10 protein-coding genes are annotated in these 12,459 nt (G+C 68.8%); 6 read left to right on the forward strand and 4 right to left on the reverse strand.

What is annotated here, in order from left to right; translation table 11 throughout:
• Positions 1–73 precede the first annotated feature (73 nt).
• Positions 74–1,549, reverse strand: coding sequence for a DUF2530 domain-containing protein (locus G1H11_RS25205; RefSeq protein WP_343074842.1), 1,476 nt, complete (start codon positions 1,547–1,549; stop codon positions 74–76).
• Between G1H11_RS25205 and G1H11_RS09945 the strand changes: the two genes are divergently transcribed.
• Entirely contained in the window at positions 1,431–2,879 is a 1,449-nt protein-coding gene (locus tag G1H11_RS09945; RefSeq protein ID WP_163818387.1) for an NCS2 family permease, read from the forward strand. The genes G1H11_RS25205 and G1H11_RS09945 overlap by 119 nt on opposite strands.
• Before the next feature lie 16 nt (positions 2,880–2,895).
• Here the strand turns inward: G1H11_RS09945 and G1H11_RS09950 are convergent, their stop codons facing one another.
• Both G1H11_RS09950 and G1H11_RS09955 read right to left on the reverse strand, forming a co-directional pair.
• Entirely contained in the window at positions 2,896–5,892 is a 2,997-nt protein-coding gene (locus G1H11_RS09950) for a sacsin N-terminal ATP-binding-like domain-containing protein (protein ID WP_216843620.1), read from the reverse strand.
• Between the two features lie 56 nt (positions 5,893–5,948).
• On the reverse strand, positions 5,949–6,725 hold the full coding sequence (locus tag G1H11_RS09955) for a DUF3027 domain-containing protein (protein ID WP_163818388.1): 777 nt from the start codon (positions 6,723–6,725) through the stop codon (positions 5,949–5,951).
• Between the two features lie 73 nt (positions 6,726–6,798).
• Between G1H11_RS09955 and G1H11_RS09960 the strand changes: the two genes are divergently transcribed.
• Positions 6,799–8,289 carry an MFS transporter gene (locus G1H11_RS09960; protein WP_216843621.1) on the forward strand — a complete coding sequence of 497 codons (1,491 nt, stop codon included), beginning with the start codon at positions 6,799–6,801 and terminating at the stop codon, positions 8,287–8,289.
• A 20-nt stretch (positions 8,290–8,309) separates the two neighbouring features.
• Here the strand turns inward: G1H11_RS09960 and G1H11_RS26995 are convergent, their stop codons facing one another.
• The gene (locus G1H11_RS26995) at positions 8,310–8,693 is read right to left on the reverse strand and encodes a cold shock domain-containing protein (RefSeq protein WP_163818389.1); all 384 of its coding nucleotides are present in this window, start codon (positions 8,691–8,693) and stop codon (positions 8,310–8,312) included.
• Between the two features lie 130 nt (positions 8,694–8,823).
• On the opposite strand from G1H11_RS26995, the gene G1H11_RS09970 reads away from it, so the two are divergent.
• The 4 genes from G1H11_RS09970 to G1H11_RS09985 all read left to right on the forward strand — a co-directional run bounded on the left by G1H11_RS09970 (position 8,824) and on the right by G1H11_RS09985 (position 12,455).
• The gene (locus G1H11_RS09970) at positions 8,824–9,609 is read left to right on the forward strand and encodes a HipA family kinase (protein ID WP_163818390.1); all 786 of its coding nucleotides are present in this window, start codon (positions 8,824–8,826) and stop codon (positions 9,607–9,609) included.
• Positions 9,606–9,986, forward strand: a complete 381-nt coding sequence (locus G1H11_RS09975; protein WP_163818391.1) for a DUF3037 domain-containing protein — start codon at positions 9,606–9,608, stop codon at positions 9,984–9,986. The genes G1H11_RS09970 and G1H11_RS09975 overlap by 4 nt, the downstream gene beginning before the upstream one ends.
• Positions 9,987–10,217: 231 nt before the next feature.
• A complete protein-coding gene (locus G1H11_RS09980) occupies positions 10,218–11,540 on the forward strand; it encodes an ABC transporter substrate-binding protein (protein WP_163818392.1) in 1,323 nt (440 codons plus the stop codon).
• On the forward strand, positions 11,541–12,455 hold the full coding sequence (locus G1H11_RS09985) for a carbohydrate ABC transporter permease (RefSeq protein ID WP_163818393.1): 915 nt from the start codon (positions 11,541–11,543) through the stop codon (positions 12,453–12,455).
• The last annotated feature ends 4 nt before the right edge of the window (positions 12,456–12,459 follow it).

Below are 12,459 nucleotides of genomic sequence, written 5' to 3' on the forward strand. Positions count from 1 at the left end.
CTCGACGAAACGGGTGGCGACCTTCACGGGCAAGCACACAGCACAGTGCGCCCGCTATGTCCCGGAAGTGGCGCTAGGCGCTGTCCGGCCGCCGCCGCGCGCGGCGCCCGCGGTACACCCCGCCACCGCCTTCGGTGATCTCGTCGATGTCCTCTTGCATGTCGTAGCGCTTGGCGCGGCGGCCGCCCAGGGTCGTCTCGTCGATGAGCGGCTCGTCCGGATCAGCCGCGGACACCTGCGACTGGCGGGTCGAGGTGGTGTCGATTAACTCCGACCACATCGGGCTGATCTCGACATCGGACTCCGTGACGCGCGCACGCGCGTCCGATGCCGGCGGACCGATGCGGGGGGCCAGATCACTGACGTCACCCACATCTACGCGCCCGGGCCGGGCCGGGCCGAGCGATTGCTTGCGCCGGCGCTTGCCAGGCTCCACCGGGACGGGATCGGCCGGCTCCGCGGGCTCATGCGCGGCCGCGCTCGGCGCGTCATTCGGCCGTGGCCCGGCGCTACCCGTGGAACGCCTCTCGGGGGTTGTGGGCGAAGCAGTGTCCGGTGAGGTGGCGGGGGCCATCGGTGCACCGGACCAGGTCGGCCCGCCGGGCATCACGGGCGCGGCCACGGGAGGGGTGGCCCTGATGGGCGAGGTGCCGGTCGTGGGAGTGGTGCCGGTTACGGGAGGGGTGGCCGTGAGGGGAGAGTCCGATGTCACTGGCGGCAGAGAGGACTGAGGAGTCGCTGACATCGTCTGGGTGTTCCGTGGTGGGTCCTCCCGCGGGGACTGCGGGCGCCCGGCCCTCGGTATCGGCTTCGTGGGAATCACGTCGGGCGGGGTCTCGGGTTGGTTCCCACCGGCAGCGTTCTGAGCCTGTGGTGTGCTTTGCGCCGGCCCACCGTGCTGATCCTCTGCCACATCGGCGTTGTCATCGGCGCCCTGTGCGTCGTCGTCGTGATTGGAAGCGTCGTCGTCCTCAGCCTCTTCCTCAAGAAGAGAGAGCGCGATGGCTTCCCGGCGCTTGCGGGTGTACTCCAGGCCGAGCAGGCCCAGGCCCACCCCCGCGAGGCAGGTCCACAGCAGCCAGCCGATGCCGGCTTCGTCCAGGCGTTCCCGGTTGAAGGCGAGGGCGACGAAGGCCACGGCCCACAGGACGGTGAGAATAGAGACCGTACGAACGCCGTCAACGTCCATCGGCTGGACGTGAGGCGCCTCTCGATGACGACGCCGTCCATTCCCCATATAACGACAGGTTAGCCGCCTGACCCGGGTTCTTGCGAGTTGGAGCCAATCGCACCGAGGTCGACCTGCGAAAACGTCGGTCCCGGGCTTGGTGGGTGCCGGTCCGTGCTGTCGCGATCTTGGGGGTCTGGCATGCTCACGCCTCGGGGCCGGAGACAACGGCCGTGTCCACGAGACCATCAGGGAGCTGTAGATGGCAACGACGACCACCCGCTCGTCGCTCGACAGGTATTTCCGGATCACCGAGCGCGGGTCCACCATCTCGCGCGAGATCCGCGGTGGACTGGTCACGTTCTTCGCGATGGCGTACATCATCGTGCTGAACCCGCTGATCATCGGTACGGTTCCGGACATCGACGGGGTGTTCCTGGGCGGGGGTACCGAAGCGGACCTGGCCAAGGTCGCGGCGGCGACAGCCCTGGTGGCCGGCATCGTGACGATAGCGATGGGCGTCTTCGCCCGGTTTCCCCTCGCCGTCGCCGCGGGACTCGGCCTCAACGCGTTCGTCGCGTTCGGCCTGGCGACGCAGATGACCTGGGCAGACGCCATGGGCCTCGTTGTCATCGAGGGCATCGTCATCCTCGTGCTGGTGCTCGCCGGGTTCCGGCAGGCCGTTTTCAACGCAGTCCCGCGGTCCTTGAAGACGGCGATCAGCGTCGGCATCGGGCTGTTCATCGCCCTGGTGGGCCTGGTGAACGCCGGCTTCGTGACCGCGACCGGGCTCGCGTCTCCTCCCGTGCAGCTCGGCGCCGACGGGTCGTTGTCCACCTGGCCGGTCGCCGTCTTCGTCGTCGGCCTGGTGGTCCTGATCATCCTCTACGTGAACAAGGTCAAGGGTGCCATCCTCTGGACCATCGTCGGCACCGCGATCCTCGCGGTGATCGTCGAGACCGTTGCGGATCTCGGCACGGCGAACGAGAATCCCGGCGGATGGAACCTGAACGCGCCGGCGCTGCCGGACCGCGTGGTCGACCTCCCGGATCTCGGCCTGCTTGGCCAGTTCAGCCTGCTCGGCTCCTGGGAGTCGGTAGGTGTGGTGAGCGTCATCCTGTTCGTGTTCACCCTTATGCTGGCCGACTTCTTCGACACCATGGGCACAATGGTCGCCGTCGGTTCCGAGGGCGACCTGCTGGACGAGGACGGAAATCCCCACAACACCAAGGAGATCCTGCTCGTGGACGCGGCCGCGACGGTGGCCGGAGGGGCGGCGGCCGTCTCCAGCAACACGTCGTACATCGAGTCCGCCTCCGGCGTCGGCGAAGGCGCCCGTACCGGGCTGGCGAGCGTGGTCACCGGGGTGTGCTTCCTGCTGTCGATGTTCTTCGCGCCCCTGGTGGGAATGGTGCCCAACGAAGCCGCGGCACCTGCCCTGGTGCTTGTCGGGATCTTGATGATGACGCAGGTCAAGAACATTCCCTGGGAGGACCTCGAGCTGGCGATCCCGGCGTTCATGACCATCGCGCTGATGCCGTTCACCTACTCGATCACCACCGGGATCGGTGCGGGATTCGTCACTTACGTGCTGATCAAGCTCGCCCGCGGCAAGGCCCGCCAGGTTCATCCATTGCTGTGGATCGTGGTGGCGTTCTTCCTGGTGTACTTCGCGATCTCGCCGATCGAGCAGCTCCTCGGGGTGTCCTGACCCGGCCCGTGACGAATCACCCGAAGGTCTCCTCGGCCAGCAGTGTCGGCAGGGCCGCCGGGTCCTGGAGCGCCTCGGCCAGGACCCAGCGACGGTCCCACTCGCCCGCGACCCAGGCCAGCCCGCGGGCCAGTCCGTCGAGGGTCGCCGCGTGGATCTCGTCGCCGACCACCCACCAGTCGACAGGCAGCCCGGCGACCACCAGCTCGTCGTGCTCGACGTAGCTTGTCGCCGCGGACGGCAGCACCTGGTACGCGACCTGGGGCACCGGCAGATGCTCGCCGCCGCCGGCCACGTCGGCGTCGTACGCGTCGCTCGCGAGGTCGACGTCGAGCGACGCCGCGAGCTCGGGTGAGCCGGGGACGGCGGCCGGTAGCCCGAGCTGGAGCCAGTGTGGGCCGTCGCACACCACGGCCTGATCGGCATCGACGACGCGGCTGCCGCGACCGTCGGGAATGCGCACCCGCCCCGGTGCCCCGAGCGGCTCGGCGGGGCGCTGGGAGAGCTCGGCATACACCTCGAGCAGGTCGGCCGACGGCAGCCGGACGTCGTCGTCGGCGAGACGCCGGAGGAGCACGGCGGTGGGCACCTCCTCGACCGACCGGGAAATGCCGAGCGCCACACGGAAGGCGTCGTCGACGGGTACGTCCAGACGCTGCAGCAGGGCCTGGACAACCGGATCGGCGTCGTCGGCGCACAGCTCCGGCAGCGGCAGGCCGCCGACACGCGCATGCGTCCGTAGCCACCACGTCGTGTAGGAGGGGATCCGACGCCGGGAGCCGTCGGCCATAAAAACGAACGCCGGCTCCACCACAGCCGGCCGGATGGCGGGATCCGCGGCCAGCAGGGCCAGGAAACGTGGCCACGCGTCGTCTCGGACCAGGTCGAGATCACGTACAGCGACGAACTCGGCGACCAGAGGCGGTAGGTCCGTGTCCGGAAGCAGGTCCGTCGCGTGGTCGGCCCAGCCCTCTTCGTCGTCGAGATCGAACCAGAGGTCGTCGTCGAGTGGGACGTCGGATTCGCGCGCGAGCGCCAGGCCGTCGCGCACTCCGACCGCGCGCAGGGTCTGCGCGCCGTGCCGGGCGAGCAGTTCACCCGAGGCCGTGTACGACGCGACATCCACGTCGAGGAGATCGAGCAGCTCGCTGCCCGGAAGAAGGAGCTCGCGAGCGGGGCCGAACTCACCGGCCTCGTCCGGCAGCGGCAGCTGATCCAGCCACGGCTCGTCGGCGACGGTGAGCCCCGATTCGGCGACCAGCCGCAGCACCGCCTCGGGCAGGGCTTCGGCTTCATCGTCGCCGGCTGCCTCGATGCCGGCGCGGACAGCAGGGTCGCGCAGGACCGATGCCGCGGTGACTTCGGTCGCGCCGAGCCGGCCGAGAAGTGGATGGGCCGCGTCCGGATGGGTCACCCGCAGCCGGAACGGAGCGAGCAGGGCGGGTTCGAGATCGCCAGGGAGCAGAACGCTGCGCGGCCCCCTGACGACGCGTCCGTCGGCCAGCGGAACAGGCAGCGCTCCCAGCGCCTCCAGTTCGGCGCCGTCGAGGGCCGCGTACATGGCACGCCACTGGTCCGGGGACAGCGTCAGCGCGCTCAGCTGATCGACCAGGTCCGTGAGCGGCGTGACCTTCGCGCCGAGCCGCTGGAGGGCGTCCGTGCGCCACCAGCCGGGTGCAGGCAGACCGGCGACGACGTCGGCCAGCGTGGCGAGGCCGGCCGCCCGGTCGAGCCCGTCGACGACGTTCACCTCGGTGGGCCTGAGCCGTGCATCGCCGGTAGCGGAAGGGATGAACGGTGTGCGGGTCAGCGCATCGTGGATCCACCGGTGCAAGGTGGCGTCGAGCTCGTTCGCGCCCAGCGGCCCTGGTATCAGTGTCAGGGCCAGAGGCGTGTCGAACGAAGCCACCAGCCGCGCGTAGGCGGCACCGACGCGTTCGGCGAGATGCTCGGTCAACGGGCTCGCAGTGACATGGCGTCGCGTGGAGTCGAGGGGGAAGCTGCCGATCACCAGGGCCGGCAGCGTGGTGGTGTCGTCCGTGGGCGTAGGCGCGTGCACGACGGGATGAACCTGGGTGGTGCCCGGTGTCCCGGCCTCGTCGACGGGGACGGCGACCGTCACCGACCACTGCGGCCGTAGCCGCTCCTCCAGCGGCCGGCCGGCCAGCAAGCCGGCCTCCGCCGTTCCGGTGGCCGAAGCCAGTCGCCACCTCCGGGTCCCGATCTCGCGTTCCCAGACGCCGGAGGCCTCATCGACGGCTACCGGCTCGCCCGCCGTGATGACGCGCCTGTCACCGCCGGTTTCGACGACGATCTCGGCCAGGGCGGGTAGGACGAGGGGCAGGACGTCGTCGATCGTGGCCAGAGCCTGGCGTACGGACGCCAGCGCGTCTTCGTCGCGCAAGGGCAGGACGACGGCAGTCTCGTAGCCGGCGGGGACCGCTGTCGCCGCTCCAGCGGGAAGGAGTGGTCCGGCGGCGGAGCCGGAGCGCTCGCTGCCGCTGAGATCCTCTGCCGAGAAGGGAAGCCGGAGAACCGGGACGGCGTCGCCGCGGTGGGTGAGCTCCGCCGACAGCTCCGGCAGCTGTGCGATCAGGTCCCGGGCGCGCGCCCGGGACCATCGGACGCCGCCGTTCCGGGAGAGCACAGCGGGCTCGTCGCTCACAGCCAGGACGGCGGCGAAACCGACGCCGAACCGGCCTACCGAGTCACCTGATCGTTTGGGCGAGGAACGCAGCGTGGACAGGCCTTCGACGCCTTCGGGGTCCAGCGGGGCACCGATGTTCGCGGCGATCAGGGTAGAGCCGTCGAGGCGTAGCAGCAGGCGGCCCCGGACGCCGGCTCGCCCGGCGGCATCGGCGGCGTTCTGCGCCAGCTCCACGACGAGGCGGTCCCGGTAGGCGCCGAGACTGAGCTCCTCCTCGGCGTTGGCGTCCTCGCGGAACCGGGCCGGAGAGGCGGTCCATGCCGCCAGTACGCGATCACGGAGCGCTGCCGTGCCGAGTGTGTCCACGATGCAGAGTATCCCGCCCGAGGCGGGTCAGGATCCGTGCTGCCTTGCCGCGCGGCTCAGGAGGCGGGATCCCCTTCGAACGGCACGAGCTCGTAGGACAGCGTGTCGACGACATGCTCGGGGGATTCGCCGGAAGCCGTGGGCAACCGGACGTCACTGTGTCCGCCGCACCCATGATCATGACTGACGACGGTGCCGTCGAACGGGGTGCGCTCGTTGGTGCAGACACTGAAGACCTGGCCGAGAGAACCGCCCAGGGCCACGGCGAAACCACAGGTGCCGCACTGTGCCGGGGCTGCCTTGGCGATGTCGGTGTGCGGGCCGGAATCTCCTTCGTACCAGCGCTGCGCGGCGTCGTCGCGGCCCTCGCGGGACAGGACCCACTCCCGGCCGAGGCCGAGCTCGTCGACGATCTCCATGGTCTGCTGGTCGCCGATGGCGGTGTACCCGGGATCCAGCCGCGGATCGTCGTCTGTGACCGGGAGAAGGTCACCGGGGCCGAGATCGTCCGGTGACACTCGCTCGTCCCACGGCACCCACCTGGGTGCCAGGACAGCGGTGCTGCCTGGAAGGATCACGCATTCGTTCACCGTGGCTTGCTTGGAACGTGAGGCGCGGGTGAGGGTCACCGCCCAGCGCCAGCCCGCGTAGCCCGGCAGCAGGCATTCGAAGTAGTGGGTGACGACCCGGTCACCCTCGACGTCGTGCCCCTGATGGTCGCCGACGGCTTCGGCGCCTCCGGTGGACACCGCGCTCTCGCGGGCGACGTCGACCGCCCCGGCGAGGACGGCGTCGGGCTTGGCGGCACGGGGGCGACTGGCGGTAGGGCTCACAACAGACCATTATCTCAAAGGAACTGGCGCAACCGGTAACCGCATTCGAAGCGTGATGCGATTGGATGGCTACGTGTCCGAAGTTCCACGTCCGCCCCGAGGGGCCGCCAGCGACGACGAGCATCCGCCTGGGCGCACCGGTGCCTCCGGGCAGCGGCCCGAGCTGCCGCCGGGGCCGGGCGGGCCGGCGCGTGGGCCGAGCCGGGCCGACGTGTCCGGTTCACGTACGCGGCGGGTGGCCGGCGTCTCCGCGCGGGCTGCCAAACGGGCGGCCTCCGGCACCGCCAAGGCCACCCGAGCCGGCGCCAGCCGACTGCACCGGGCGGCCGAGGCCAAGGGCGCGGGCCAGACTGGGCTGTCGCGCTTGATCGAGCTCAACGCGCTGAGTGCGTTCGCCGATGCGCTGGTGATGATCGCGCTCGCCGGAACCCTGTTCTTCACCGTGCCCACCGATGAGGCCCGCGGCAACGTGGCGCTGTACCTGGCGTTGACGATGGCGCCGTTCGCGATCGTGGCGCCACTGATCGGCCCGTTCCTCGACCGGTTCAGTCATGGCCGGCGCTGGGCGATCGGCGTGACCGCGGCGGCGCGCGGCTTTCTCGCATGGGTGGCCGCCGACGCCGTTCTCACCGAAGGAGTCTGGCTGTTCCCGGCGGCGCTGGGCATCCTGGTGGGGCAGAAGGCCTACGCGGTGACCCGCGCCGCCGCCGTCCCAAGGCTGTTGCCGCCGGGGATCACGCTGGTCGCGGCCAATTCCCGCCTTCAACTGGCCGCTACCTTCGGCACCATGATCGGCGCGCCGATCGGCCTCGGCCTGAGCCAGATCGGCGACGACTGGCCGCTGCGCGCGGCCTTCCTCGCCTACGTCGCCACCACGGTGTTCGCCGTCATGCTCTCGAAGCAAGTGGACTCCGCCGCCGAGGAGTCCACTGCCCATCTGCGCCAGACAACGCCGGGCCGGCGGTTCCGCGTCAGTGGTGCCGTGGTGCGGGCACTGCGGGCGAACGCCGCTCTCCGGTTCTACTCCGGATTCATGATCATGTTCTTCGCGTTCGTCCTGCGAGAGGAGCCGGTGGGCGGTCTGGACGGGTTCCTCCTGCTCGGCATCGTCGCCGCGGGCGCCTGGGTGGGCAGCGCCGCCGGGACGTCGTTCGGCGCGCTGGTGCGATCCCGCAGCCCGGACGGGGCCATCCTGGTGCTTGTGGGGATCGCCGCCGGCACTGCGCTGATCTCGGCGATGTGGTGGGCGATGATCACCGTCATCGCGGCCGCGATCATGGGCGGCTTCGGGCAGCAGCTGGGCAGGCTGTCCCTCGACGCGATCATCCAGCGGGACGTGCCGGACCGGATGCGCTCCAACGCCTTCGCCCGGTCCGAGACGTCACTTCAGCTGTCGTGGGTGCTGGGCGGCGGCGTGGGCATCCTCCTGCCGCTCATGCCGGCACTGGGAATGGCGATCACCGCAGGCGTCTTGCTGGCAGGGCTTTTCTGGGCGCTGCGGGTGAACGTGTCGCCCAAGCCGGCGCCCGGCTCGGGCCTGGCGGGCGCGTCGGACCCGGATTAGTGGATCAGGACACTAGCCACTCAATTGTCCAGATCGTCGGCGACGGCGCGGAGGACCGTGGCGACCTTGCGCGCGGATTTCTGCTCCGGGTGCCGTCCGCGGCGGTAGCTGTTGGAGAGCCCGTCGAGCAGCTTGATCAGGTCTTCGACGATGGTCACCATCTCGTCCGGCTTCTTGCGCACCGCGGCCGACACCGAAGGCAGCGGGTCGAGGATCCGCACCGACAACGCCTGTTCTCCGCGCTTGCCTGCTGCCACGCCGAACTCGACTCGCTGGCCCGGCTTCAGGGCGCTCACACCACCGGGAAGCACAGAGGAGTGCACAAAGACGTCGCCGCCTTCGTCCTTGGAGAGGAAGCCGAAGCCCTTCTCCGTGTCGTACCACTTGACCTTGCCGGTTGGCACCGCAGACCTCGTTCGTCGTGGGATGTCGGACCGTCGCCGCCCCGCGGAGCGCGACCCTTCCAGCCTATGGCCGGTGGCGAGTGCGTTCCCAGTGGGGCCTTGCATCGATACGTGCCGTAGCGTCGCCTCCATGGGAGACACCGCCACGGCGATCACCACCCTACCCCTCGTCCGCGCTGTCCGGTATGTGCAGGCACTTAGAGAGGGCGGCTCCCTACCCGGGTTGATCGAGACCGATGATCTCGGCACGTACGTTGTGAAGTTCCGAGGCGCCGGCCAGGGTACGGCGGCCCTGGTCGCGGAGATCGTCGTCGGGGAATTGGGCCGCCGGCTCGGCATCCGGGTCCCGGATCTCATCCTGGTGGACCTCGACGAGGCGATCGGCCGGCGAGAACCCGACCCGGACATACAGCAGCTGCTGCTGGCCAGCGTCGGCGTGAATCTCGGCATGGACTTCCTGCCGCGGGCCGTCGGCTACGACGGCCGCGGACGGCGTCCGCCGCCTGTGGACGCAGCGGCGATCCTGTGGCTCGACGCACTGACTGTGAACGTCGACCGGAGCTGGCGTAACCCCAATCTGCTGCTGTGGCACGGTGATGTGTGGGCGATCGACCACGGCGCGTCGCTGATCTTCCACCACGGCTGGCCGAGCGTGACCGCCTTCGCGGGGCGCGACTACCCGACCGGCGAGCATGTGCTCGCGCCGTTCGCCGACCACGTTGCGGAGGTGCACGAGCGCCTCGCACCGCTGGTCACGCGGGAGGCATTGGCGGAGGTGATGGGGGCGGTACCGGAGGAGTGGCTCCCCGAAGCGCCGGAGACAGACGGACCGGAGGCTGTGCGCAGCCGGTACGCCGACTATCTGCTGTCCAGGCTGGAGCAGGCGCCGCGGTGGCTTCCAGGGAGAGCTGCATGAGCGAGCGGTACCCGTTCGATTACGTCACGGTGCGGATCGTGCCGCGGATCCAGCGTGGGGAGTTCATCAACGTCGGAGTCATCGTGTATTGCCAGGCGATGGACTATCTGGACGCCGCGGTAGAGGTCGATCAGGACCGGCTGCGGGCGCTCGATCCCGGCGCCGACGCCGACGAGCTCACCGCCGCGGCGAAGGCGTATGTCACGCCGTGTTCGGCCACCGCGGAGGATCCGGCAGCGCCATTGAGCCCGGGTGAGCGGTTCCGCTGGCTGGCCGCGCCGCGGAGCACGGTGGTGCAGCCGGGCGTGGTCCATCCGGGGCTGACCGCCGATCCAGCGGGAGAGCTCGCCTACCTCCTCGACACGCTGGTTCGCTGACGCGTGGTACCGGTGCTGGTCGGGGTGCTGCGCCACCGGAGATGACCGGTCTGCTCAACAGTCTCGACCACGTCGGTTCCGAGGTGTACGATCAACGACCTCACCACGGTCGGGGAGGCGAGGTGAGCTGCTTGATGTCGACATTCCATCGCGCTTGTGCGGCCGTCCCCGAGGAGCGTCCACGTGCCTGCCGGGGCCTGATCCGGGCGAGCTGAGAATGCAGGAGGACCGATGCCGAAACCACTACTGCGCCGGGCGGCGGCACCACTTGTCGGTGTCCTGCTGATCATCTCTGGTTGTGGGGAGAGTGAGGATCCCCGGGACGGTGCCGCTCCTGCCGACAACGGCGACAACGGCGACACAGGCAACGGTGAGGTTCAGCTCGTCATCGAGAGCTGGCGCAACGACGATCTCGGAATCTGGGAGGACGTCATCCTCCCGGCCTTTCACGAGCAACATCCGAACATCCAGGTGACGTTCCAGCCATCCGCGCCTGACGAGTACAACGCCGCATTGGAGGCGAAGCTCGCCGGTGGTACGGCTGGAGATCTGATCACGTGCCGGCCGTTCGATGTCGCTCTGCAGCTCTACGAGGCGGGGCACCTGACCGCCCTGACCGACCTGCCGGGCATGGACGCATTCGATGACGTCGCCCGCAGCGCGTGGATTACCGACGACGGCTCGGACGTCTTCTGTGTCCCTATGGCATCGGTGATTCACGGCTTCCTGTACAACACCGAGGTTTTCGACGAACTCGGCCTGGAGGAGCCCGCCACCGAGGAGGACTTCCACGAGGTACTCGATCAGATCGCCGCCGAGGACATCACGCCGTTGGTCATGGGAACCGCTGACCAGTGGGAGGCCGCCACCATGGGCTTCCAGAACATCGGCCCCAATTACTGGAACGGTGAGCAGGGCCGGCAGGCGCTGATCGAAGGTGAGCAGCGTTTCGACGACGACGCCTACGTCTCCGTGTTCGACGAGCTCGCGTCGTGGGCGGATTACTTGCCGAACGGCTACGAGGCAATCACCTATCCGGACTCGCAGAATCTCTTCACCCTCGGCCAAGGGGCGATTTTCCCGGCCGGCTCCTGGGAGATCGCGCTCTTCCGGGAACAGGCGGACTTCGAGATGGGTGCGTTCCCGCCGCCGCTCCCCGAGGGCCAGGGCCAGTGCTACATCAGCGACCACACCGACATCGGCATCGGCATGAACGCGGACACGGACCACCCGGAGGAGGCGCGGACCTTCTTGGAATGGACCACCACAGCCGAGTTCGCCGAGCTCTACGCGAACTCCTTGCCAGGATTCTTCCCGCTCTCCGACCACAGTGTGGAGCTGGATGATCCGCTTGCCCAGGAGTTCCTGGACTGGCGCGACGATTGTGAGTCCACCATCCGGAACTCGTACCAGATCCTCTCGCGCGGCGAGCCCAACCTCGAGAACGAGCTGTGGGATCTCAGCGCGCAGGTGATCAACGGGACCATCGAGCCGCGGGCCGCCGCCGAACGAGCCCAAGAAGGGCTCGAGCGCTGGTACGAGCCCCAGCAGTAGATGACCGCGTCGCTGCGGCCGGCCGCCTCCCGGGTGGGTCGCCGGCCGCGGTTCCGTCCGCACCTGTGGGTGTTCCTCGCCCCGGCCGTGCTCATCTACACGGTGTTCATGGTCTACCCGCTTCTCGACTCGATGCGGCTGAGCATGTTCGCGCCCAGGGACGGTGTGCGGGTCTTCGTAGGGCTGGAGAACTTTGTCCACCTCCTCACCGACGACCTGCTCTCGGACCGGTTCTGGAATGCGGTGTGGAACAACCTGATCTTCTTCGGGGTTCACTTCGTCGTCCAGAACCCCATCGGCCTCCTGCTCGCGGCGCTGCTGTCCGCGCCGGTACTGCGCGGCCGCGCCACGTACCGCACTCTGCTGTTCATTCCCACCACGCTGAGCGTGGTGATCGTCGGGTTCATCTGGCAGCTCATCCTGAGCCCGGCATGGGGCTTGGTGGAGACACCGCTGCTGGGACAGTCCAGCACCGCGTTGCTCACGTTGTCACTGATGTCCGTGTGGCAGTACATCGGCATTCCGATGATTCTCTTCTACGCCGTGCTCATCGGTATTCCCGACGAGCTTCTCGAAGCGTCGCGGGTGGACGGCGCCAACGGCTGGCAGATCTTTTGGCGGGTCAAGTTTCCGTTGATCTTGCCGACAATCGGCATCGTGTCGGTCATCACGTACGTGGCCAACATGAACGCGTTCGACCTCATCTACACCGTCAAGGGCGCGCTTGCAGGCCCGGACTTCGCCACCGACATCATGGGGACGTTGTTCTATCGCACATTCTTCGGTTTTCAGCTGCAGCGTGGCTCGAGCACCATGGGCGCCACGGTCGCCACGATGATGTTCCTGCTCATCCTGGCCGGGGTTCTCTTCTACTTCTACGGCTGGCAGCGGCGTATCGAGAGGTATCAGCTGTGATGGG

The organism is Phytoactinopolyspora alkaliphila (assembly GCF_010550695.1).
Lineage (GTDB): Bacteria > Actinomycetota > Actinomycetes > Jiangellales > Jiangellaceae > Phytoactinopolyspora > Phytoactinopolyspora alkaliphila.

Excerpts from the sequence above, each read along its gene's own strand:
- G1H11_RS09945 (WP_163818387.1), top strand. The coding sequence starts at position 1,431 with ATGGCAACGACGACCACCCGCTCGTCGCTCGACAGGTATTTCCGGATC.
- G1H11_RS25205 (WP_343074842.1), bottom strand. The coding sequence starts at position 1,549 with ATGTACGCCATCGCGAAGAACGTGACCAGTCCACCGCGGATCTCGCGC.
- G1H11_RS09970 (WP_163818390.1), top strand. The coding sequence starts at position 8,824 with ATGGGAGACACCGCCACGGCGATCACCACCCTACCCCTCGTCCGCGCT.
- G1H11_RS09975 (WP_163818391.1), top strand. The coding sequence starts at position 9,606 with ATGAGCGAGCGGTACCCGTTCGATTACGTCACGGTGCGGATCGTGCCG.
- G1H11_RS09980 (WP_163818392.1), top strand. The coding sequence starts at position 10,218 with ATGCCGAAACCACTACTGCGCCGGGCGGCGGCACCACTTGTCGGTGTC.
- G1H11_RS09985 (WP_163818393.1), top strand. The coding sequence starts at position 11,541 with ATGACCGCGTCGCTGCGGCCGGCCGCCTCCCGGGTGGGTCGCCGGCCG.